The following is a 23557-nucleotide window of genomic DNA, read 5'->3' on the forward strand; positions in this document are numbered from 1 at the left end:
AACCTTATATTGCACCAATACAAAGCATTTTATTCTCATTAAATGGAATGACGTTAAATCTCATCATAAGAAACAATAAAAACACCGTTTAATTGATGTGAAAAAATAAAAACAAAGAGATGGTATTAATGGCGTAGTGATTGCTTGTAGAGATCATTCAGAGGAAAAAAAGGAATGAACTCGTCATGTCAAAGAATCAATCAGAATGGACAACATCAACCTGCCCTTATTGTGGCGTAGGTTGTGGCATCGAGGCGAAAATACACACCTCTGGAAAGCTTGAAGTCAGGGGAGATAGCCAACACCCTGCCAACTATGGCCGATTGTGTTCAAAAGGATTGGCGCTAGGTGACACCGTCGCAACAGAAGGCCGAATGCTCTCCCCGTCCATTGAAGGACAAAATTGCAGTTGGGATGATGCCTTAAGCCATGTCGCTTCATCACTTTCATCAATCATTGAACAACATGGCCCAGATGCCGTGGCGTTTTATGTCTCTGGACAATTACTCACAGAAGATTACTACGTAGCAAATAAGTTGATGAAAGGGTTTATCGGTAGCGGAAACATCGACACCAATTCTCGCTTGTGTATGGCCTCTGCCGTAGCGGGTCACAAACGTGCATTTGGAGAAGACATTGTTCCCGGTAATTATGAAGATATTGAGTTAGCCGATCTCGTTGTACTCACGGGCTCTAACCTTGCTTGGTGTCACCCAGTGATATACCAACGATTGAAAGCAGCCAAAGAAAAACGCGGAACCAAAATCGTGGTTATTGACCCAAGAGAAACCCGTAGTTGCGAGATAGCCGACCTACATCTCCCCCTATTTTCTGGCAGCGATATTGCTTTGTTTAACGGCTTACTGGCATACCTTGTCAAACATCAGCATATCAACCAAACCTACATCGATTCTCATACTGTCGGATTTGAACAAACCCTTACCCAAGCACAACGTTTTTCCACAATAACGTCGGTGGCGTTAGAGACGGGCTTAAAAACAACGGACATAGAAACCTTCTATCAATGGTTTTGTTCAACACCGCTCACCACCACTGTGTTTTCTCAAGGCATTAACCAATCCACGAGTGGCACTGACAAAGCAAACAGTATCATTAATTGCCACCTAGCCACTGGCCGTATTGGGCTACCCGGTAGTACACCGTTTTCAATTACCGGCCAACCAAACGCCATGGGTGGGCGGGAAGTGGGTGGGCTGGCAAACACACTGGCCGCGCATCTTGAATTTGGTGACGACGAGCACCTTTCGCTGGTGAAAGATTTTTGGAAAGCGCCCACTCTAGCAACCAAACCAGGGCTAAAAGCCATCGATATGTTCGATGCGATTGAAAAAGGAAACGTAAAAGCCATTTGGGTGATGGCGACCAACCCAGCGGTAAGCCTACCTGACAGCGACAGGATCAATCGCATTTTATCTGACTGCCCACTCGTGATTGTTTCAGACTGTGTTGCTGATACAGAAACGCTTCGTCACGCAAACGTCTGCTTACCCGCTCAAGGCTGGAGCGAAAAATCAGGCACAGTGACTAACTCAGAGCGTCGCATCTCTCGACAGCGTCGATTGCTGCCTACACCAGGCGAAGGCAAACCTGATTGGTGGATAGTCAGCGAGGTCGCCAAACGAATGGGTTTCCATGACGCCTTTAATTACCAGACAGAGGCCGATATTTTCAGGGAGTATGTTGCACAGACCAACATAGGAAATCGTCCCGAAGACAGAAGTAAAAGAATGCTGAACCTGTCAGGGCTAAACGGCATGACCAATGAGGCGTATAACGACCTGTCTCCAATTCAATGGCCTGTTAACAGCACGACGGGCGAAAGTGAACGCTTGTTTAGTGATGGACAGTTTTCGACGCCGGATGGAAAAGCAAAGTTCATCACTGTTGATCATCAGCCTCCAGCCAATGCCATTAGCGAACGCTATGGACTTATCTTAAATACAGGTCGAATTAGGGATCAATGGCACACCATGACTCGCACGGGTTTATCGAGCATTCTCAACACTCATGACAGTGAACCCATGCTAGAGATCCACCCTTTTAATGCATCCGATCGGGGTATTAGAGATGGTCAGTTGGTAAAAGTCAGTAGCAATATCAGTACGCAAGTATTTCGAGCAAGCGTCACTCGTCACGTTCTGGTAGGACAATGCTTTGCTCCCATTCACTGGAGCCAAACTCACTGCTCAGGAGGTAAAACAGACGCACTCATTCCGGCGATTACCGATCCAATTTCAGGGCAACCTGAGTTGAAAGCTACACCAGTGATGGTTCAGCCAATGTTTGTAAAAACCAGCCTTCAAATCTGCCGTTCATCACCGTTTTCGCACAGGCAATTGAGTCAGTTTTGTGCCGAATATTGGGTAAAGCAGAAAGTCTCAGGGGGCTACGTTTATCAACTTCAATTTTCTAACGAGATCGACGAGGTATATGCCACGCTTTTGGACTCATTCTTAGGTGATGAGGATGCCATCATTCAAGGTGGACAGCCCGCACAGAGAAGAGCGGTTGTTTTTCAGCAATTGAAACCAACAATGGCATTTTCTCTTTTCAATATTGATAGCGAGCTGCGTCAACCCGATATTGCACAGCTTTTAGCATCTCACTTTACGCATCAGGATATTCACGCTTTCTTAGCTGATTCCCTTTCAACGCGTTCTCCCATTATCTGCACCTGCAAGCAAGTCACGCAAAGTGATATCGAGAATCTCATTGCTGAAAATCCATCCATTGATGCTAAGACAATCAGCGAGTTAACGTTGGCGGGGACAGGCTGTGGCAGTTGTGCATCCGACATCGAACAATGCCTTTTGCGTGCTTGTACGAGTGCATTGTCAATGGTTCAGAAAGCGGGATAACAAAAAGGCAGCCTAGGCTGCCTTCTCAATTTTCACATTCAGCACTTCAAGCGCGAATACTACTTCTTCTTACGTTTATCCGTCACTTCCCACTTACCGTCTATCAGCAGACCAGTCCAACCTGATGGTTTACCATCTTCTTCAGTTCGGACGTAGTTCTCTTTGCTCTTACGGCTAAAGCGAACAACGGCTTTGCGTCCATCTGGATCTTCAGCTGGGGCATCGGCCAGATACTGATATTTTTCTGGAATGCGATCTTTAAAGCGTGCAAGTTCTTCAACTAATGGCGCGCGAGTTTCACGCGATTTAGGGAAGTTACTTGCCGCGAAGAACAAACCTGATGCACCGTCACGAAGCACAAAGTATGCGTCTGAGTTTTCACACGGCAGTTCAGGGAAATGCACCGGATCTTCTTTCGGTGGCGCGATTTCGCCGTTCTTCAAAATCTTACGGGTGTTCTTACAAGTCTCGTTGGTACAACCCATGTACTTACCGAAGCGGCCGTTTTTCAGCACCATGTCGGAACCACACTTGTCACACTCAACCAGTGGGCCTTCATAACCCTTGAGCTTAAACTCACCTTTCTCGACAATGTAGCCATCACAGCTTGGGTTGTTACCACAAACATGTAACTTGCGATCTTTGTCAATCAGGTACGCGTCCATCGCCGTTTCGCACTTAGGGCAACGTTTTTTGGCGCGAAGCGCAGCGGTTTCAACGTCTTCTTCCAGTACGTTAACAATACCTTCTTCATCCATCAGGTTGATGGTGGTTTTGCAACGCTCTTTCGGAGGCAACTGATAGCCTGAACAACCAAGGAATACGCCTGTCGATGCGGTACGAATACCCATCTTGCGACCACAGGTTGGACAATCGATGTCAGTCATGACGATGCTGTTAGGCTTCATGCCGCCTTCAACTTCTTCCAATTCTGCTTTACCCAAATCATCCGTAAATGCTTTGAAGAAGTTGTTCAGTACCTGTTTCCAGTCTTCACTGCCCATGGCGATTTTATCGAGGTTCCCCTCCATTCGCGCAGTGAAGTCGTAATCCATCAAATCAGCAAAGCTGTCATCAAGACGGTCGGTAACAATCTCACCCATCTTTTCAGCATAGAAACGACGTTGTTCAGTACGCACGTAACCACGGTCTTGAATGGTTGAAATGATCGATGCATAAGTAGAAGGGCGACCAATGCCACGCTTCTCTAGCTCTTTAACCAATGCGGCTTCTGTAAAGCGTGCAGGCGGCTTGGTGAAGTGTTGCTTAGGGTCAACCTTATCTAGCGTCAAGATCTCGCCCACATCAACGTGTGGAAGCGTTGTATCTTCGGTTTTACCCATAGGACGCTGTACACGTGTCCAACCATCAAAACGTAAGGTGCGACCTTTCGCTTTCAGGGTAAATTCGCCTGCTTGAACGCTAATGGTGCCCGAATCATATTTTGCTGGTGTCATTTGACACGCAACGAATTGTCGCCAGATCAGGTCATACAGACGATGAGCATCTGGGTCCATGCCCTGCAAATCATCGGCATTCACGTCAACGCTTGAAGGACGAATCGCTTCGTGCGCTTCCTGAGCATTACCTTTAGAACCATATTTGAGTGGTGCGGATGGCAGATACTTATCGCCGTATTCGCTACCAATAAATTCACGTGCTGATTCAACAGCCTCTTGGCTCAAGTTGGTCGAGTCGGTACGCATGTAGGTAATGTAACCCCCTTCGTACAGACGTTGAGCCAACATCATGGTCTTCTTAACGCCAAAGCCCATGCGGGTACTTGCCGCTTGTTGCAGCGTCGAAGTAATAAACGGCGCAGACGGCTTACTGCTGGTTGGACGGTCTTCACGATCCACCACTTTGTACGTCGCTTTTTGCAATGCGTCTGTTGCCGCCATCGCTTGCGCTTCGTTCAATGGCTTGAACGCTTCACGGTTTTGCTGAGCAACAACTAAGCGCAACACATTTTGGCTAGCGGTTGTGGTATCGGCGTGAATATCCCAATACTCTTGCGGCACGAATGCTTTGATTTCGTGCTCACGCTCAACGAGCAGCTTAACCGCTACCGATTGAACACGGCCTGCAGACAAACCACGTGCCACTTTCTTCCAAAGAAGCGGCGACACCATAAAGCCCACAACGCGATCCAGGAAGCGGCGTGCTTGCTGTGCATTCACGCCATCCATGTTCAGTTCACCAGGCGCTTGGAACGCTTGCTGGATAGCATTTTGGGTAATTTCGTTGAAGACAACCCGTTTAAAACGGCTTTCATCACCACCGATCAGTTCCCGCAGGTGCCAAGCAATGGCCTCCCCTTCGCGGTCCAAATCCGTCGCGAGATAAACAAAATCTGCTTTTTCAGCCAACGCTTGAAGTTCAGAAACCACTTTTTCCTTACCTGGAAGCACTTGATAGTTCGCTTTCCAATTGCGGTAAGGATCAACACCCATTTTGTTGATCAGCGAATTCTTCTCTTTGTCTTTCTTAATTCGCTCTTTTTCTTCCGGACTCAACCCTTTGGTTGAGATAGGCGTCGCTTTTTTGCCGCCTTGAGCAGCACCGGTAGGCAGATCCCGAACATGACCTACACTCGATTTAACGATGAAGTCTTTGCCCAGGTATTTATTAATCGTTTTTGCCTTTGCCGGGGACTCCACGATAACGAGAGATTTACCCATAGTGACCAATACGCCCTCGCGTTAAAAATTCAATCTATCAGTCCAAATCGCATGAAAACCTTGATGCCATGCTGACTGACGCTATTTACAATATTGAGCGAGTCGATCTGAATATCAACCAGTTTCTTCCTAAAATCCCCCGATTGGTCGCAGCTTCCGCACTTGTTACCGGCTTGTAACCAATAAACCTACTTTATCGGAGGGTTAGCGTAGTCTCACTTTTGCAAGCGCGCTAATCATTACCATTGACGCCAACCCATTTACCATTTCACTTCGAATTTTTCTGGCTTGGCTCACATAATGCGTTCTAGAAACATATCAATTCGACGCTTTCGTAAGCATGTCCTCTTTTAAGACTGCTCACGCTATAATAGGCGCTCTTTTTCCCTTTACTCGAGAAAAGTATGTCTGAGAAAACACCGATTAGCACTGAAGATCTGCTAATCATGGCAAACAAGATGATCCGAGAACACGATGCTTACCTAGATGGTATGCACACCCATTCAGTGGAAGAAAAAGCAGGTGTGATGGTTTTTAAAGGCGAATATTTTTTGGACGACAACGGATTGCCGACGCCTAAAACCACTGCTGTTTTCAACATGTTCAAATATCTCGCTCACCAACTATCAAAACAGTACACACTGCAACAAGCATTGTGAAAAAACAATAGACTCTAAATCACTGGGAAATGACACAATGGCATTGTTTCGCTTCCCAGCCATCTCAATAGGCCCAAAGCAACGACAAGTCTCGCCTCACAAATGAGCGCCAAAACATAGGCAATCTGAATATCCAAAATCGATCATTAGCTTAGTTTTTGCTTAAGTTCCTCTGAAGCATCAGATCTCATATATGTCTCATAGAAAGCTTTTGCGCCCACTGCGTTTATGTGATTGTTGTCGCTATACAATGGCCTTTCATCCAAGGAGCTCACGCATTTTTCACCATTACACGCCAAACTGGGAATATCGATAATAAGCATCTCTGGGTAATTTTTTTGAAGATCCAAAAGTAGATTGCTCGCATAGCTGTACCTTTGTTTAAATGGCTCATACTCTGCGTCACAATTATCTTTTGCAGCCCAGCGATAGTTTGCGCGTTTCACCAAACAGTTACTTGGCTTGAACGGAAAAGACGGCACTTGACCAAATACGATAGGGGTTTTCCCATTTTTAACCAGAAGATCGATGGTCTGTTCCAATCCTTTATCAAATACACGACGATTGTTTTCAAGTGATTCGGAACGATCACTTTCATCACCAAGAAAAATATGACGACCAGCCTCATTTTCAGCTAACGTCGTTTGCGTGTAAACCGCCCAACGCCCACCAAGAAAAACAAACTCAACATCAGAATCCAAAATCGTCTTGAGTGCTTGTTCGTTAGTTTTATAACAATGCTCCTCAAGCTCACCAAAACGAACACGACCACCTGCAGCAATTGGGGGGCAGCCACCCTGTCCCGCGTACAAAGCACCAAATTGATACTTCTTGCCTAATTGATCGACGAAAGATTGAAAGTGCTCCGCATGAGAGTCTCCCCATAAGAATGCGGTAGGTTTAGAAACCGATTGATCTCCGAGCAACATAGGACGAAACGGTTCATAGCCCATTAGTTGCTTTCTAACTTCATTATTAGCTTCGATTTTAGAGACTGAGTCATAATAAAGCGCCATTGACTCCTTGCTGAATCTACTCGGATACCCGTCATTTTTTTCAATATTTTTGGCAACAAAAACAAAAAGAAGAATTGGAACCAGAAAGTACCCAATAAATACGTATTTTCTTTCGACAGTTAAATGTCGGGCAGGATTTTCAATCAATTTAAAGCTTGCATAGGACAACAAAAAAGTCAGCACTGAGCAAATGACAAAGCCTTTAACACCAAACGCCTCCTGATAGTATCGATAAAAAGCTTGAACTGGCCAATGAAACAAGTATAGCGAATAAGACAACTTACCTAGGTAAACCAAGGCTGGCATAGACAAAATCTTCGTGACCGGCGCTTTCCTTTCTTCTCCGGAAAAAATAATCAACGCCGCCCCCAAGCAGACAACCGCAGCGTTGATACCAGGGAAAACATCATTTTTGTCAATAGTTAACAATGACAAAACAACCAAAAACATGCCAATAAAACCCGCACAAATATAGACTAAAGATGAATAGAAAATGTTTCTTTTCTTTAGCTGATGCAAAGCCAAAGCGAGGGAGGCACCAATCAACATCTCGAAAGCACGGCTTTGAATGAGAAAGTAAGCCTCTGATGGTTCAGAAAGAGCGAGATATTGAGAATATCCGATCATCAAAGCCAGAGAAGTTATTAGCAACTTCATCGCCAACTTTCCTGAGATATATCGTGAGGAAAGAAGTAGTACAATCGGCCAAATAAAATAAAACTGCTCTTCTACAGACAATGACCAAATGTTAAGCAAAGGCATTGTTTCAGACGATGGCGCGAAATACCCAGTATTCTTTTCAAAGTAAACATTCGAAATAAAAACAGATGAGTATCGCAAACTATCCGAAAATGACGAAAAATCGTTCGGTGAGAATAAAAAATATGCAAAAGCTAAGCTTAAAACCGCCACAACATAGAAAAGTGGCAATATCCGCTTAACCCTTCTCTCATAAAAACTTAAAAAAGAGAAAGTTCCCGACTTCATTTGAGGATAGATAACTGAGGTTATGATAAACCCAGAAATAACAAAAAAAACATCCACCCCGATAAAACCACCAGGGAGAATCTCTTTATTGAAGTGAAAAATGATAACTAGCAATACTGCAATAGCTCGAAGGCCATCGACATCTGGACGATACTTAATATTTGTCATTACTGCGCTTAACCTAGACCTAAACTAACGATTCTTTCAGCTAATTTTGTTTCACATAAGTCAATGAAACGAAAACTTTTGGTTCTACTTTCGCTAGTACTTATCAAGGTCGCGCTAAGCAATAATTGGTGCCCGCATTACTCGTTTTGGTAAAGCATTTCCTTGTAGTGATATTCTCTACGATCAAGGATCGCTGCAGCTCGAATCACCAATATCCACATGATGTGAGCTTTTGCTCAGATGCGGATTCAAAAATCATTTTCAGCTCATAACTACCCTGATATAAGCTAAAAGTGACATAAACAAAAAGTCGACTGAGCATCTAGCCCTCAGTCGACTCATCAATAATACCAAGTTTTGGAGTTAACCCTCAAATACTGCGGTATCTTTTTCTTTGTCTTCTCGGACAGAATTACCGCCCTGATCGGATTTATCTCCGCGACCTTTCGGATCGGGACCGAACTGATTCGGGCCCGGAGTGCCATCTAGAATACCCAGTTCGACCAAGGCGAAGATAGGACCAATTAACGGCAAAAAAGTCACAACAAGCCACCAAGGACTTTTATTTCTGTCTTTCAAGCGTTTGATATTGAGCGCAACTGATGCATAAATCGCAAATAACGAAATCGCGATTGAAAGTGCATCTAGCACTACATGACCGCCTTGATAAAAGAAAGTTGGCAACACCATGACAAGTACAGGCACACTGTATAGCCAATAATCACGGCGTCTCATTCGGCCTTCGAACGAAAACAACGCCCACTTTTGGTTGTTCATTTCAACTCCTAAACGATTGGTCGCTGACCACGACTGATCCACTTCAGCAGCAGACGATCTGCCGCTTCTGCTGAGGCTCCAGCCAGTTTCTCAGCGAGCTTTTTACGTTGAACGTAACGCACGCTCAAAACGTCTTTCTCTTTTACTGCAGACACCAGATAGTCATCACTGGTTCCAATGCTATCAATCAAGCCTAAAGGCAATGCTTGATTACCAAACCAGTGTTCACCTGTCGCCACTTTTTCTAGCTCAAGTGATGGGCGGTGATCAGCAATGAAATCTTTAAATAGCGTGTGGGTTTCTTCCAGCTCGCCCATGAATTTCTCGCGCGCTTTGTCTGTGTTTTCACCAAACATGGTGAGGGTGCGCTTAAACTCACCCGCCGTCAGTTGTTCAAATTCAATATCATGTTTTTTAAGTAGTTTATTAAAATTTGGCAACTGTGCAATAACACCAATTGAACCGACAACAGCAAACGGTGCGGCAATAATTTTATCCGCTACACATGCCATCATATAACCGCCACTCGCCGCCACTTTATCAACGGATGCAGTAAGAGAAATACCCGCTTGTTTAATGCGATCAAGCTGAGAAGACGCCAAGCCATAAGCATGCACCATACCGCCGCCACTTTCGAGACGCACCAGCACTTCATCACCTTCTTTGGCGACAGACAAAATGGCCGTGACTTCTTCACGCAATGCCGTGACTTCGCGAGCATCAATACTGCCCTTGAAATCCAGCACGAATACATGCGGTTTACGGCTTGATTCCAATGACACGGAATCGGTCATTTTCTTTGCTTCTGCTTTCGCTTCTTTTGCTTTCGCTTTTTCCGCTTTTTTATCCGCTTTATCTCGCGCTTTCAGTGCCGTTTCATCATAAAGATAAGACTCCATAGAATGGATTAAATCTTTATGCTTTTCAGTCAGGTTCGTAATTTCTAGCTCCCCTTTCTGACCCTGTTTGCCACCAGCGCTTTTTGCGATAATCAGCACCACGATGACTGCAACGACAAACGTCAGTATCTTTGCTAAAAACAGGCCGTAATCAAGCAAGAATTCCAAACTGTATTCCTCATTTATAGTTATATGTTCCCATTCTACTAAACAACTACCCGCAAAGTGCAAGTTCGGTGTCGTTTTCTTTGTATTCGAGTGTTGTTTATTACAGGTTTGCCATCTTACAATGCAGTTTAGCCGAAGCGAAACGCGGTCGCGGATCGAGTAACAGGCATTGAGATTAACAGGCAGCAACGCCGAAGATAAAAAGGAATATTGTAACGTGGAGTATCAAGTAGCAGCCAACGCATTAGACGGTAAAGTCATTCTGGTGACTGGCGCAGGTGATGGCATAGGCCGACAAGCCGCACTCAGTTACGCGCAACATGGTGCAACCGTTATTCTGCTAGGACGCACAGTAAAGAAGCTAGAGAGCGTCTATGACGAAATTGAGACCGCAGGCTTCCCTCAACCCGCGATTATCCCGCTAGATATGCTAGGAGCCACTCGTCAGCATTATCTGGATATGGTTGACACCATTGAGCAGCAATTCGGCCGTATTGACGGTGTGCTCCACAATGCAGGCATGCTAGGTGTATTGAGTCCTTTCGATCAGATCGAAGAAAAAGCCTTTGATGAAGTGATGCAGGTGAATGTTAAAGCCACTTTTCTGATGACCCAAGCATTAATGCCTTTGCTGCAAAAATCAGACGACGCGCGCCTGGTGTTTACAACATCTACCGTGGGACACGCTGGGCGAGCATTCTGGGGCGCATACGCAATGTCGAAGTTTGCCACCGAAGGCATGATGCAAGTGTTGGCGGATGAGTTGAGCAACACCAGTGTGAAAGTGAATGCGATAAACCCAGGTGGTACACGCACAAAAATGCGCGCCTCTGCGTTTCCTGCGGAAGAAGCAAGCAAACTGAAATCACCACTGGATATTATGCCTCTGTACCTTTACCTAATGGCGCCAGAAGGCATTGACGTTAACGGTCAGTGCATCGACGCGCAGCCTAAGTAATCGGGCTAGAAAACAGGCACAAAAAAGCCAGCATCTCTGCTGGCTTTTTAATATCAATATTTTCTTGCTTAACGCCCTTGGCGTTTTCCGCCCTGAGGCTTCTGGCGAGAAGACGATTGACCACCACGGTTCGGAGTTGCATTCCCCCCCGGACGACCGTTGCCGCGTTTACCTTGAGCTGGTTTACCTTGGCCTGGCTTACCCTGAGCAGGCTTACCTGACGCTGGTCGACCTTGACCCTGTGCTGGCTTTCCGCCTTGAGCAGGTTTATTACCTTGCACCGGTTTCGCTGACGGACCACCACGACGAGGCTTACGTGTTTCATTTGATTCAACACGCTCTTCGTGACGACGCACTGCACGACGGATCTTCTGACCACGTGCTTTACGCTTCTGCGCTTCTACCGTGATCATGGTTTCTTTCTCTGGACGCAATTCCACCATTTCACGCAGGTAGTTAACGTTATCCAGTTCAAGTTCCATCCAGCCGCCGCGAGGTAGCTCTTTGTTCAAGTAGATGTCACCGTAGCGTACACGCTTCAGGCGGCTTACCGTCACACCTTGTGTTTCCCAAAGACGACGAACCTCGCGGTTACGGCCTTCAGTGATCACAACATAGAATGTGTGGTTGGAACCTTCGCCACCTGCGTATTGAATATCTTCAAAACGCGCTTCGCCATCCTCAAGCTGAACACCACGAACCAGATTCTTCACCATCTGCTCGTTGACGTCGCCAAACACGCGAACCATGTATTCACGTTGTACTTGACGGCTTGGGTGCATCAAACGGTTCGCCAATTCACCATCAGTGGTGAACAGCATCAAGCCTGATGTATTCGCATCCAAACGACCCACGGCCACCCAACGGGCACCATTTAGTTTCGGGAGACGATCAAAAACGGTACGACGACCTTCAGGGTCGCTGCGTGTGCACAACTCACCTTCTGGTTTGTTGTATGCCATTACACGGCACACAAGTTCAGAAGGCGCAGCTACCTGTACACTGTGCCCGTCAACACGAATGTTAGCGTTGACGTCATCGAGACGATCACCCAGCTTGGCAACAAGACCATTAATGCTGACGCGACCTTCTTGAATCAGGGTTTCGATCTCACGACGAGAACCGAGACCTGCACGGGCTAACACCTTCTGTAATTTTTCACTCATTTACGTTTACCTTACTGTCGCCTTCACAGGCGTCGATGTCGGAAAGAAACGCCTCAAAAAAGAGGCAACGGCGTATTATGCCAAAATAGGCACAAATACACCACGGGATTTCGTTACTACTCTCCGCCATCACTGGAAATATTGCGTTGCAGTGTGACCGATTGACCTCCACCGCTTAGAAGTAGAGATACAAGCTTATTCGAATGGACTGGTATCACCTGTACCACGACGGAGAATTTCAGGCTTATCATCACTGAAATCAATCACCGTAGTCGGTTGCTCACCCATAAATCCGCCGTTCAAGATGCAATCAACGGCATGCTCAAGCTGATCGCGAATAGCTTCAGGATCTGACTCCGTAAAATCATTGCCCGGCAGAATAAGCGAGGTGGACATAATCGGTTCACCCATGGCTTCCAACAGATCCAACGCAATTTGGTTATCCGGCACGCGAATACCAATGGTTTTACGTTTCGGATTCATTAAACGGCGCGGCACTTCCTTGGTCGCCTTCAAAATGAAGGTATAACGACCAGGCGTATTATTACGAATCAATCGATATGCAGTGTTATCAACACGCGCATAGAGCGAAAGTTCTGACAGATCCCGACACAGCAAGGTGAAGTTGTGCTTATCATCCAAACGACGAATTCGGCAAATACGCTCCAACGCCATCTTGTTTTCCAACTGACAGCCCAAGGCATAACCAGAATCGGTCGGATAAACAATGACACCGCCATTGCGAACAATAGCGACGGCTTGAGTGATCAAGCGCGCTTGTGGATTTTCAGGATGCACATAAAAAAATTGGCTCATACTTCCTCCTTTACGGGCACTTCTAACGTCGGCAACGTCCAAGATTCCCAGATTTCCGAACAACCTTTCGGTAAGTATAAGTTACGCCCTAATTCTAGCCATGGAGAAGGGTAATGGAAATCAGAACCTTGGGAGCCAGCAAGCCCAAATTGAATGGCATAATCACCCAATAGGCGACGTTCATTCGGTGATTGTTGCGGTTGAGCGATTTCCATTCCATCTCCGCCAGCATCAGCAAAGGTTTGAAGTAGACGTTTCAACCATTTGGCCGAGAGTTTATACCGACCTGGATGCGCAATCACGGCCTGACCACCCGCTTTGTGAATAACGTCAACCGCTTCGTCTATCGTGCACCAGTTCGGTGGCACATAACCGGGGTTACCACGCGTAAGATACTTCTTGAATACCGCCTGCATGGTTTTTACGTGTCCTTGCTCAACCATCCAGCGTGCAAAATGAGCACGAGTCAGTGATACATCACCCGCTAACGCTTTCGAACCTGCCAGTGCACCGGGCATACCTTGCTTGTCGAGACGATCCGCGATTAATTCCGCGCGCGCTTCACGACGAATGGCTTGAGCATTAATCAAAGCAACCAATTCTGGCGCTTCAGGGTCGATATTTAAGCCCACAACATGGATATCTTTGTTTTCCCAAACGGTCGATATCTCGATGCCATTGACGATATGCAAAGGGAGCCCATGCTTTGCCACGGCAGCTTTCGCAGGAGCCAAACCCGCAGTGGTATCGTGATCAGTTATTGCGAGCACATTGACACGAAAATCAACAGCGCGTTTCACGAGATCTTCAGGGCTGAAGCGTCCGTCGGACGCAGTGGTGTGGCTGTGTAGATCAAATAGCATGACTTTTCTTCAATTCGTTGCTTGACTTTACCGTCATACACTAGTTAACTAGTACACGATTACTTATTCAAATGGATTACGTCTTCATGGTACAGCATAACCTCATTCAACAAACAGCACTGATTAACTGGTGGTGGCACTCCTATTAACAGGCGGTGTGATGAGTGATAACCAAAAGAAAGACGTCACCAAACCCGCCTAACGCGGGTTTTTTTGTCCCTTTTTTTGACCACCCAGCATGAATTGAGCACCTTACCGAAGGTGGCGGCACAGAAAGGACTTTTAGCATGATCATCGTATTAAAACCCCAAGCCACTGAGCCAGAACCAAAAACGGCGCTCGGTAAGAATGAACAAAGTAACCTAAAGACGCCTTTCATGCTGAGCGTCGCACTGATGGTAAAAAGCAGTGAGTAAAAATGGCAACCCAGCCTTGTTAATACGTTGACTTTCCGCCACTATCGAGGGATTGATGCAAGCCACTAATTATATCTATGACACTGGTAACACAAACATTATTTTGCATGGGCGCGGCATTCGAACGTTTGAAACGACAACCCGCAACATCGTTGATATCAATACAATCGCTGATATCCAGCATTGTCGTCACCTCAACTCAGCGGAAGCGCTGTCAGACGGACATCAAGCGCTCACCGGAAGCATGTTTGCGCAACTTATGCAGGAACTAAAACCTTTTGTAGAAGCAGCAGGGAGAACGCTGTGAAAAATCACGCTTTAAAACAAGGCGAACTCGATGTATTGAGCCTGGATGTGCCATACGTCGCCGCTCCAACTGAATTGTATGCGACGGTCTGCCAAGATCGTCCCTATAGCCTATTACTCGAATCCGCCGAGGTTGATTCCAAGCAAGACCTGAAAAGCCTTATGCTGATCGATGCCGCTGTGCGCATTGTCTGCCGTGGACGAACGGTTGAGTTAGAAGCTAAAACCAAAAATGGCAGAAATGTACTGAGCGCCGTTGAGGCTGAGCTTTCCAAGCAAGGTCTCGACATTGAATCGTCACGTACTGATGATTTACTCTTGCTTCACTTCGCGCAAGAGAACCGCACGTTAGATGAAGACGCACGTTTGCGCCAACCTTCACCGTTTGATGCACTGCGTATCGTACAACACGCCTTTAATCTTGATGGACATCCAGACCAAGCATTAATGATTGGCGGCCTGTTTGCCTACGATCTCGTTGCTCAGTTCGAGCCGCTGCCTAAGGTAGAACGCGGAAACAACTGCTCTGACTATCTGTTTTATGTAGCAGAAACCTTATTGGTTATTGACCACCAGCGACGTCATGCCACACTTCAAGGCACGCAGTTTGGTGGCAGTGAAAACGCCGAAACCTATTACGATTTAAGCCGACGACTTCAAGCCATCAAAGAAAGCTGCATCAATCCATCACCGATGCCAAAAGCCGAGGTATTAGAAACCTCAAACCTCACCGTATCTGTCAGTGATAAAGATTTCTGCGCTGCGGTTGATGAACTAAAACAATATGTGATCAAAGGTGACGTGTTTCAGGTGGTGCCAAGCCGTCGTTTCACCCTGCCTTGCCCTTCCCCACTCAATGCATATTTGAAACTCAAACAAGGTAACCCAAGTCCTTACATGTTCTACATGCATGACACCGACTTCACCTTGTTTGGCGCTTCGCCTGAGAGTGCACTGAAATACAGCAAAGACACGAACCAAGTCGAGATCTACCCGATTGCAGGGACTCGCCCGCGTGGCAAAAATACTGATGGCTCAATCAATCTTGATCTTGATGGCCGTATAGAGCTTGAGCTTCGTAACGACATCAAAGAAAACGCCGAGCACATGATGTTGGTTGATTTGGCACGAAATGACGTTGCACGTATCAGCGAGCCAGGAACCCGCTATGTGGCAGACCTGCTAAAAGTCGACCGCTATAGCCATGTGATGCATCTGGTCTCACGTGTTGTGGGACAGCTGCGTAACGATTTGGATGCCCTGCATGCCTATCAAGCCTGCATGAATATGGGCACGCTAACAGGCGCTCCGAAAATTCGCGCGATGCAATTAATTCGCCAGTTCGAGAAAAGCCGTCGCGGCAGTTACGGTGGCGCAGTCGGCTATCTCACCGGTCATGGTGACATGGATACCTGCATCGTGATCCGCTCAGCCTATGTTGAAGATGGCATCGCACAGGTTCAAGCAGGCGCAGGCGTGGTATTTGACTCCATTCCTCAAGCAGAAGCCGATGAAACCCGAGGTAAAGCGCAAGCGGTACTCACTGCGATTCAAGTCGCCCACCAAGGAGAGCAGGCATGAGTCAGCCCGTTAACGCACACATCGTGCTGGTCGATAATTTCGACTCTTTCACTTACAACTTGGTGGATCAATTCCGCTCACTCGGTTACCCAGTCACTATTTACCGCAATAGCCTGTCGGCTGATCAGATAGAACAAGCTCTGTCTGAGCTAGAAAATCCGGTTGTTGTGTTGTCACCCGGCCCAGGCGCACCATCAGAAGCAGGTTGTATGCCCGCTCTTATTTTGAAGCTCAAAGGCCGTGTGCCAATGATAGGCATATGCCTAGGACAGCAAGCTATCACTGAAGCCTATGGCGGCGTAGTTGCTGGCGCAGGTGACATTGTTCACGGTAAAGCATCCCAGATGACACATAACGCACATGCCGTGTTTGGTAACATTGAGAGCCCATTGACCATTGCGCGTTACCACTCACTGGTCGCGACCAAGGTGCCTGATTCGCTCGATGTTATCGCGGATGTGGAAGGCTTAGTCATGGCGGTTGTGAACGACGCTGATCGCGTGGTGGGTTTTCAATTCCACCCAGAATCAATTTTGACAACAAAAGGCGCAGACCTTCTGACAAATACAATCAACTGGGCGACAAAGCCACGCTGATGGACGACAGGACAAGGAGAGTAAACATGGACGCAATTATTAATAAGCTTTACGAACAAGAATCTCTGTCTCGTGAAGAAAGCCATCAGCTGTTCGACACCATCATCAAAGGTGAAATGGACCCTATCCTGTTGGCTGCAACATTAACGTCACTAAAAATTAAAGGTGAAACGCCAGACGAAATCGCGGGCGCGGCTTCTGCACTAACCGAAAATGCAAACCCATTCCCATCGCCAGAATATGATTTCGCTGACATCGTTGGCACGGGTGGTGACGGCTCGAACTCCATCAACATTTCCACCACAGCCGCCTTTGTTGCGGCAGCCTGTGGGGTGAAAGTGGCCAAGCACGGTAACCGCGGCGTATCCAGTAAATCAGGTTCTTCTGACTTGCTTGACGCTTTTGGCATTGATTTGGCCATGAGCCCCGAGACGGCACGTGGCGCGTTAGACGACTTGGGCGTGTGCTTCTTGTTCGCTCCGCAATACCATAGCGGTGTACGTCACGCGATGCCTGTTCGTCAAACCATGAAAACACGCACCATCTTTAATTTGTTAGGCCCATTGATTAACCCTGCAAAACCAACGCTGGAGTTAATGGGTGTGTATGACAAAGCCCTCGTAAGACCGATTGCAGAAACCATCAAAACCCTTGGTCTGAAACGCGCAGCCGTTGTTCATGGCAGCGGGCTTGATGAAGTCGCGATTCACGGTGAAACCACCGTGGCAGAAATTAAAGATGGCGTTATCACCGAATACACACTGACACCGGAAGATTTTGGCGTTAACACTCACCCTCTCAAATCCATTGAAGGGGGTACGCCAGAAGAAAACCGAGAAATCATCACACAGATCCTTCAAGGCAAAGGTACCGAAGCACAACAAAGTGCTGTTGCCGTTAACGTGGCAATGTTACTGCGCCTCTTCGGACAGGAAGATCTGAAAGCCAACACGCAAAAAGCACTGGATGTGATGCGCAGCGGAAAACCTTTCGAACTTGTTCAGCAACTTGCGTCACGGAGCAACTAATGGAAACGGTACTAGCAAAAATTGTTGCGGATAAACGTATTTGGATTGAGGCGCGCAAGGCGGTACAGCCGCTTGAGAGCTTCATCAATGATGTGGTTCCCAGTGATCGCAGCTTTTATGATGCACTGTCAGGAAAACCAGCAAAGTTCATCTTGGAGTGCAAAAAAGCCTCGCCGTCAAAAGGCCTGATACGCGATGATTTCGACTTGGATTACATCGCTAGCGTATACGGCAACCATGCCGCAGCGATTTCTGTCCTGACAGACGAAAAGTACTTTCAAGGTAACTTCGACTTTCTGCCACAAGTCCGCGGTCAGGTGCCTTGCCCCGTTTTGTGTAAAGATTTCATGGTAGACGCTTACCAAGTTTACCTTGCGCGCTTCCATCAAGCCGATGCCATTTTGTTGATGCTGTCTGTGCTGAATGACAACGAATACCGCGAACTGTCAGCACTCGCTCATAAACTTAAACTGGGTGTGCTAACGGAAGTCAGCAACGAAGAAGAACTGGAACGTGCCATTGCGCTAAAAGCGAAAGTGGTTGGCATTAACAATCGCAACTTGCGCGATCTAAGCATCGATTTAAACCGTACCAAGGAACTGTCGCCTCGCCTGCCAGAAGATTGCATTGTGATTTCTGAATCCGGTATCTACACCCACCAGCAAGTACGTGAATTGGCACCGTTTGCAAACGGCTTTTTGATTGGTAGTTCGCTGATGAGTGAAGACGATGTTGAACAAGCAGCTCGACGCGTACTTTATGGCGACAACAAAGTCTGCGGCCTGACTCAACCAGCAGATGCCAAAGCGGCTTATGACTCGTTCGCCAATTATGGCGGCCTGATATTCGTCGAGAAATCTCCGCGTTACGTTGACCTTGAAGCGGCACGCAAAGTCATAGAAGGCGCACCGTTAGATTACGTTGGTGTTTTCCAAAATCACGACGTTGACCATGTGGCAGACACAGCAAAAGCGTTGAAGTTAGCCGCTGTGCAGCTTCATGGTGAAGAAAACAGCGACTACATCGACAAGCTGCGCGAGACATTGCCGAAAGAAACACAAATTTGGAAAGCCCATGGCGTCAGCGACAAAGCGCCGACGCTAGAAGCAGGTGCAGACCGCAATCTGTTGGACAGCCGTATTGGCACACAAAGCGGCGGCACCGGTAAGCAGTTTGATTGGTCGCTGATCCCACAAGATCAACGCGAGACTCTGATGATCGCTGGCGGTCTGTCAGGTGACAACGCCAAAGAAGCCGCAGCACTAGGCTGCGCAGGACTCGACTTCAACTCAGGTGTAGAAAGTACGCCGGGTGTTAAAGATCAACAAAAATTGGACGCTGCATTTTCAGCGCTTAGAGATTACTAAAGGACTGTTATGACTAAGTTGAATGCCTACTTCGGCGAATTTGGTGGTCAGTATGTACCACAGATCCTGGTACCCGCGCTGGACCAGCTAGAACAAGCGTTTATCGATGCACAAAGCGATCCTGAATTTCAGGAAGAATTTATCGGTCTTTTGGAAGAGTATGCAGGTCGCCCTACAGCGCTAACCCTAACGCGTAACTTGACCAAAGGCACCAAAACCAAGCTTTACTTGAAACGTGAAGACCTTCTTCACGGTGGTGCGCACAAAACCAATCAGGTGCTTGGTCAGGCCTTGCTTGCAAAGCGCATGGGTAAGAAAGAAATCATCGCTGAAACAGGCGCAGGTCAGCACGGTGTGGCAACAGCACTTGCATGTGCTCTGCTTGATTTGAAATGCCGTGTATACATGGGCGCAAAAGACGTTGAACGTCAAAGTCCAAACGTGTTTCGCATGAAGCTGATGGGTGCGGAAGTGATTCCAGTACATTCTGGCTCTTCAACACTGAAAGATGCCTGTAACGAAGCATTGCGTGATTGGTCTGCAAGTTATGAAGACGCTCACTACCTGCTCGGCACCGCAGCTGGCCCTCACCCTTTTCCGACTATCGTGCGTGAATTTCAGAAGATGATTGGTGAAGAAACCAAGCAGCAAATTCTAGAAAGAGAAGGCCGTCTGCCTGACCACTTGATCGCCTGTGTCGGTGGCGGCTCAAATGCCATCGGCATGTTCGCTGATTTTATCGAAGATACAGATGTCGGCCTGATTGGCGTGGAACCTGCAGGTTTAGGGCTTGATACAGACCAACATGGCGCTCCACTCAAACACGGCAAGTTGGGCATTTTCTTCGGAATGAAATCCCCGTTGATGCAAGATCCAAACGGTCAGGTTGAAGAGTCTTATTCCATCTCTGCGGGTCTCGACTTTCCATCCGTTGGCCCTCAGCACGCCCATTTGAACGCAATTGGTCGTGCTAACTATGTTGCCATCACCGATGACGAAGCAATGGACGCATTCCAAGAATTGGCCCGTCACGAAGGGATAATTCCTGCGCTGGAATCCGCACACGCCTTAGCCTATGCGCTAAAAATGGCTCGCGAAAACCCAGAAAAAGAACAACTGCTCGTGGTTAACTTGTCCGGTCGTGGTGACAAGGACATCTTCACCGTGCACGACATTTTGAAAGAAAAAGGAGTGATGTAATGGCTGCCACCTTGTCTCACCGCTATGAAGCGATGTTTGAAAAATTAGATGCCAAGGGTGAAGGCGCTTTCGTTCCTTTCGTGACCATTGGCGATCCAACCCCTGAGCAATCTTTAAAGGTGATTGAAACACTGGTTGCAAACGGCGCAGACGCACTTGAACTGGGTATTCCCTTCTCAGATCCACTGGCTGATGGCCCAACCATTCAAGGCGCAGCGATTCGCGCATTGGAGTCAGGCACAACACCTGACAACTGTTTTGATATTCTTCGCCAAGTTCGTGCAAACCATCCAGACATTCCGATGGGTCTGTTGATGTATGCCAACCTCGTGTTCGCAAACGGTATCGACAACTTCTATGCAAAATGTGCCGATTCAGGTGTGGATTCAGTGTTGATTGCTGATGTGCCAGCGGGGGAATCTGAAGAGTTTCGTGTGTCTGCTGCCAAGTATGGCGTTCACGCGATTTTCATCGCACCGCCTAACGCCAACGAAGAAACACTGAAAACCATTTCTGAGCTAGGTGGTGGTTATACCTACCTACTTTCTCGTGCTGGTGTCACTGGCGCAGAAACCAAAGCAGGCAAGCCTATTGATCACCTGATTGATCAGCTATCAGCCTTTGGTGCGCCACGCCCTCTGCTTGGTTTCGGTATTTCCGAACCCGCACAAGTCAAAGAAGCGATTTCTAACGGCGCAGCGGGTGCAATTTCAGGCTCTGCCGTGGTCAAAATTATCGAACGTAATGTTGATGACCATGACAATATGCTTAAAGAATTGGGCGAGTTTGTGGTTAGCATGAAAGCCGCTACCGTTAAATAACCAAACCAAGTACCCACGTTTACTCCCAAGGCCAGCGTTACGCTGGCTTTTTTCTATGTAGAGGCCTTACTCAACACCATTCACGTTTTATCTGCTGTAAGATTTGGGTAAACTTCAAGGTCATATTGAAAGCCCCCTCGCGATTTGCTTTGGGAGGCAAACAAGGACACGTATCTAAATGAAACAGCTCCTCGACTTTATCCCATTAATTATCTTCTTTGCGCTCTACAAGATGTACGACATCTACACGGCAACGGGCGCATTGATTGTGGCGACTATCATCCAAGTAATCTTGACGTGGGTGCTCTATAAGAAAGTAGAGAAAATGCAGATCGTCACGGCAACACTGGTCGCGGTTTTTGGTGGTATGACACTATTTTTCCAAGATGACAATTTCATCAAATGGAAGGTCACCATCGTGTATGTCTTGTTTGCCGCTGGTCTGCTCGTTTCTCAGGTCATGGGGAAACCGCTTATCAAAAGCATGCTGGGTAAAGAAATCACCTTACCCGATGCAGTTTGGCGAAATATCAACAGTGCATGGGTGGCCTTTTTCACTGTACTGGCGGTACTCAATGTCTACGTCGCCTACACCATGCCACTAGATGTGTGGGTGAACTTCAAAGTGTTTGGCCTGATGGCTATTACTTTGATTTATACGTTGGTGACAGGCGTGTATATATACAAACACATGCCAAAAGAAACAGATTCTACCGATTCAAAATAGTTGATCTGGGCGGTGCCTATACGCCCTATTTAGTGAATAAACACCTCATCTCGGAAGTAGTAAGATGTCGGAAACAAACAATTGCCCACGCGGCCAATTATTGCTGCGAACGTTGGCGATGCCTGCTGACACCAATGCCAATGGTGACATTTTTGGTGGCTGGATCATGTCTCAATTAGACTTGGCTGGCGCCATTTTGGCAAAAGAAGTGTCCCATGGGCGTGTCGTCACCGTCTCTGTAGAAGAGATCGTGTTCAAGACACCCGTTTCCGTCGGTGACGTAGTATGTTGTTACGGCGAATGCACTCGTATTGGGCGTACCTCGATGAGTGTTGGACTAGAAGTATGGGTTAAACCCGTTGCAACGGACGGGGTTGGCCAACGCAGAAAAGTCTGCGAGGCAACGTTTAATTATGTGGCGATTGACGGTGAAGGCCGTCCAAGAGCGATAAATAAGTCATAAATCAGACAACATCGTCAGCACGATCCTTTAGCCTTGCATACAATAAGCCGAAGAAAAGTGAAGACGAATTAACACGGGAGAGAAACAAGGATGTGGTACGTCATTTTTTCACAAGATGTTGAAAACAGTTTGCCATTGCGCCTTCAAGTTAGAGAGCAACACTTGGCAAGACTGCGAGATCTTGAATCTCAAGACCGTTTGCTGGTTGCAGGTCCAAACCCTGCTATCGACAGTGAAGACCCAGGCGAAGCAGGTTTTACTGGCTCTACCGTCATCGCAAAGTTCGATAGCCTTGATGATGCAAAAGCTTGGGCAGACGCTGATCCATATATCGAAGCTGGCGTTTATAAAGACGTTATCGTTAAACCTTTCAAGAAAGTGCTGCCAGCCTGATTTTCTGACAGCTAACGCACAGGATCCCGTAATGCGACAATTTTCTACAACAGGACGATTGGCCCTAGCTGGCGCAATGGCTCTGATATTAACGGCTTGTTCTAGCACTTCAGATCTAGAAATTGCTGAGACATTCGCCGAGCAGAGAGCTGATGTTTTGAGCAAAATCGTGCCCGTTACAATGAACGGTTACAATTTGGTTCGCGCAACATCAAACAGCACGGCGATTGAACTGACCTTACTCTATTCAGGCAGTGGCGATGTTGCACCCGAAGCATTGGTCGACAAATTGCTAAAAACCTACTGTGTCGATAATGAAATCTATTCACTATTGGAAATGGGTGTGAGCTATAACCTTTTGTTTCGTGACGCACGTGGGCGTCCAGTATTAGAGCGCTCCATTACGCTTAACGACTGCGCCAAGTCGTCATGATGCTGGTATTATAAGCACACTGATGAATACAAAAAATCCCGCAAAATGCGGGATTTTTTATTGCGCCTAGAGGCTAAAGTTATACCAATCGGATTAAGTAAGCGGTGATAAATTCACGCAGGAAAAATCGTCAAGAGCCAAGAGGAAATTGCAGTAACTCGTTATTCTACTTACAAAATCTCTGACGCA

At 47.1% G+C, this 23557-nt stretch carries 21 protein-coding genes, 1 pseudogene and 1 other annotated feature; of the genes and pseudogenes, 15 read left to right on the forward strand and 7 right to left on the reverse strand.

Annotated elements, in window-relative coordinates; translation table 11 throughout:
• Positions 1-185 precede the first annotated feature (185 nt).
• A complete protein-coding gene (locus ACED36_RS09905) occupies positions 186-2879 on the forward strand; it encodes a molybdopterin-dependent oxidoreductase (protein ID WP_371733184.1) in 2694 nt (897 codons plus the stop codon).
• Positions 2880-2938: 59 nt separating this feature from the next.
• Here the strand turns inward: ACED36_RS09905 and topA are convergent, their stop codons facing one another.
• Positions 2939-5560: a type I DNA topoisomerase gene (gene topA / locus ACED36_RS09910; RefSeq protein WP_371733185.1), complete on the reverse strand. Its 2622-nt coding sequence runs from the start codon at positions 5558-5560 to the stop codon at positions 2939-2941.
• A 404-nt stretch (positions 5561-5964) separates the two neighbouring features.
• Between topA and ACED36_RS09915 the strand changes: the two genes are divergently transcribed.
• Positions 5965-6219 carry a YciN family protein gene (locus ACED36_RS09915; protein WP_371733186.1) on the forward strand — a complete coding sequence of 85 codons (255 nt, stop codon included), beginning with the start codon at positions 5965-5967 and terminating at the stop codon, positions 6217-6219.
• A 146-nt stretch (positions 6220-6365) separates the two neighbouring features.
• On the opposite strand, the gene ACED36_RS09920 is transcribed toward ACED36_RS09915, so the two are convergent.
• The 3 genes from ACED36_RS09920 to sohB form a co-directional block, all read right to left on the reverse strand.
• Positions 6366-8390 (reverse strand): acyltransferase family protein, encoded by a 2025-nt coding sequence (locus tag ACED36_RS09920; RefSeq protein WP_016961325.1) that lies wholly within the window; start codon positions 8388-8390, stop codon positions 6366-6368.
• Positions 8391-8753: 363 nt separating this feature from the next.
• The gene (locus ACED36_RS09925) at positions 8754-9167 is read right to left on the reverse strand and encodes a DUF805 domain-containing protein (RefSeq protein WP_016961324.1); all 414 of its coding nucleotides are present in this window, start codon (positions 9165-9167) and stop codon (positions 8754-8756) included.
• A gap of 8 nt (positions 9168-9175) precedes the next feature.
• The gene (sohB, locus tag ACED36_RS09930) at positions 9176-10234 is read right to left on the reverse strand and encodes a protease SohB (RefSeq protein WP_016961323.1); all 1059 of its coding nucleotides are present in this window, start codon (positions 10232-10234) and stop codon (positions 9176-9178) included.
• Between the two features lie 217 nt (positions 10235-10451).
• Between sohB and ACED36_RS09935 the strand changes: the two genes are divergently transcribed.
• Positions 10452-11192: a YciK family oxidoreductase gene (locus ACED36_RS09935; protein WP_017004141.1), complete on the forward strand. Its 741-nt coding sequence runs from the start codon at positions 10452-10454 to the stop codon at positions 11190-11192.
• A gap of 68 nt (positions 11193-11260) precedes the next feature.
• Here the strand turns inward: ACED36_RS09935 and rluB are convergent, their stop codons facing one another.
• From rluB to ACED36_RS09950, 3 genes are all read right to left on the reverse strand, one after another.
• Positions 11261-12358 (reverse strand): 23S rRNA pseudouridine(2605) synthase RluB, encoded by a 1098-nt coding sequence (gene rluB, locus ACED36_RS09940; RefSeq protein ID WP_016961321.1) that lies wholly within the window; start codon positions 12356-12358, stop codon positions 11261-11263.
• Between the two features lie 195 nt (positions 12359-12553).
• Positions 12554-13174, reverse strand: a complete 621-nt coding sequence (locus ACED36_RS09945; RefSeq protein WP_017004142.1) for an L-threonylcarbamoyladenylate synthase — start codon at positions 13172-13174, stop codon at positions 12554-12556.
• Positions 13171-14037 (reverse strand): PHP domain-containing protein, encoded by an 867-nt coding sequence (locus ACED36_RS09950; RefSeq protein WP_016961319.1) that lies wholly within the window; start codon positions 14035-14037, stop codon positions 13171-13173. Before ACED36_RS09950 ends, ACED36_RS09945 begins: the two co-directional genes overlap by 4 nt.
• A gap of 122 nt (positions 14038-14159) precedes the next feature.
• Positions 14160-14254 (forward strand) — a sequence feature (Trp leader region).
• A gap of 70 nt (positions 14255-14324) precedes the next feature.
• On the opposite strand from ACED36_RS09950, the gene ACED36_RS09955 reads away from it, so the two are divergent.
• The 12 genes and pseudogenes from ACED36_RS09955 to gspS2 all read left to right on the forward strand — a co-directional run bounded on the left by ACED36_RS09955 (position 14325) and on the right by gspS2 (position 23368).
• Positions 14325-14453, forward strand: coding sequence for a hypothetical protein (locus tag ACED36_RS09955; RefSeq protein ID WP_017004143.1), 129 nt, complete (start codon positions 14325-14327; stop codon positions 14451-14453).
• A gap of 31 nt (positions 14454-14484) precedes the next feature.
• A pseudogene (locus tag ACED36_RS09960) lies at positions 14485-14760 on the forward strand (3-deoxy-7-phosphoheptulonate synthase); the annotation flags it as partial.
• Positions 14757-16340, forward strand: coding sequence for an anthranilate synthase component 1 (locus ACED36_RS09965; RefSeq protein ID WP_371733187.1), 1584 nt, complete (start codon positions 14757-14759; stop codon positions 16338-16340). The pseudogene ACED36_RS09960 and the gene ACED36_RS09965, both read left to right, overlap by 4 nt.
• Positions 16337-16936, forward strand: a complete 600-nt coding sequence (locus ACED36_RS09970) for an aminodeoxychorismate/anthranilate synthase component II (RefSeq protein ID WP_016961315.1) — start codon at positions 16337-16339, stop codon at positions 16934-16936. Before ACED36_RS09965 ends, ACED36_RS09970 begins: the two co-directional genes overlap by 4 nt.
• Before the next feature lie 26 nt (positions 16937-16962).
• Positions 16963-17964 (forward strand): anthranilate phosphoribosyltransferase, encoded by a 1002-nt coding sequence (trpD, locus tag ACED36_RS09975; protein ID WP_371733188.1) that lies wholly within the window; start codon positions 16963-16965, stop codon positions 17962-17964.
• Positions 17964-19331: a bifunctional indole-3-glycerol-phosphate synthase TrpC/phosphoribosylanthranilate isomerase TrpF gene (gene trpCF / locus ACED36_RS09980; protein WP_371733189.1), complete on the forward strand. Its 1368-nt coding sequence runs from the start codon at positions 17964-17966 to the stop codon at positions 19329-19331. Before trpD ends, trpCF begins: the two co-directional genes overlap by 1 nt.
• Before the next feature lie 9 nt (positions 19332-19340).
• Positions 19341-20531: a tryptophan synthase subunit beta gene (gene trpB, locus ACED36_RS09985; RefSeq protein WP_016961312.1), complete on the forward strand. Its 1191-nt coding sequence runs from the start codon at positions 19341-19343 to the stop codon at positions 20529-20531.
• Positions 20531-21352: a tryptophan synthase subunit alpha gene (trpA, locus tag ACED36_RS09990; RefSeq protein ID WP_017007381.1), complete on the forward strand. Its 822-nt coding sequence runs from the start codon at positions 20531-20533 to the stop codon at positions 21350-21352. Before trpB ends, trpA begins: the two co-directional genes overlap by 1 nt.
• A gap of 178 nt (positions 21353-21530) precedes the next feature.
• Complete coding sequence (locus ACED36_RS09995) at positions 21531-22079, forward strand: septation protein A (RefSeq protein WP_017007380.1); 549 nt, start codon at positions 21531-21533, stop codon at positions 22077-22079.
• 64 nt (positions 22080-22143) lie between these two features.
• Positions 22144-22542, forward strand: coding sequence for an acyl-CoA thioester hydrolase YciA (gene yciA / locus ACED36_RS10000; protein ID WP_016961309.1), 399 nt, complete (start codon positions 22144-22146; stop codon positions 22540-22542).
• 90 nt (positions 22543-22632) lie between these two features.
• Positions 22633-22935 carry a YciI family protein gene (locus tag ACED36_RS10005; RefSeq protein WP_016961308.1) on the forward strand — a complete coding sequence of 101 codons (303 nt, stop codon included), beginning with the start codon at positions 22633-22635 and terminating at the stop codon, positions 22933-22935.
• A gap of 31 nt (positions 22936-22966) precedes the next feature.
• Entirely contained in the window at positions 22967-23368 is a 402-nt protein-coding gene (gene gspS2, locus ACED36_RS10010) for a type II secretion system pilot lipoprotein GspS-beta (RefSeq protein WP_016961307.1), read from the forward strand.
• The last annotated feature ends 189 nt before the right edge of the window (positions 23369-23557 follow it).

Origin of the sequence: Enterovibrio sp. FF113, from assembly GCF_041439165.1 — a bacterium.
GTDB lineage: Bacteria > Pseudomonadota > Gammaproteobacteria > Enterobacterales > Vibrionaceae > Enterovibrio > Enterovibrio norvegicus_A.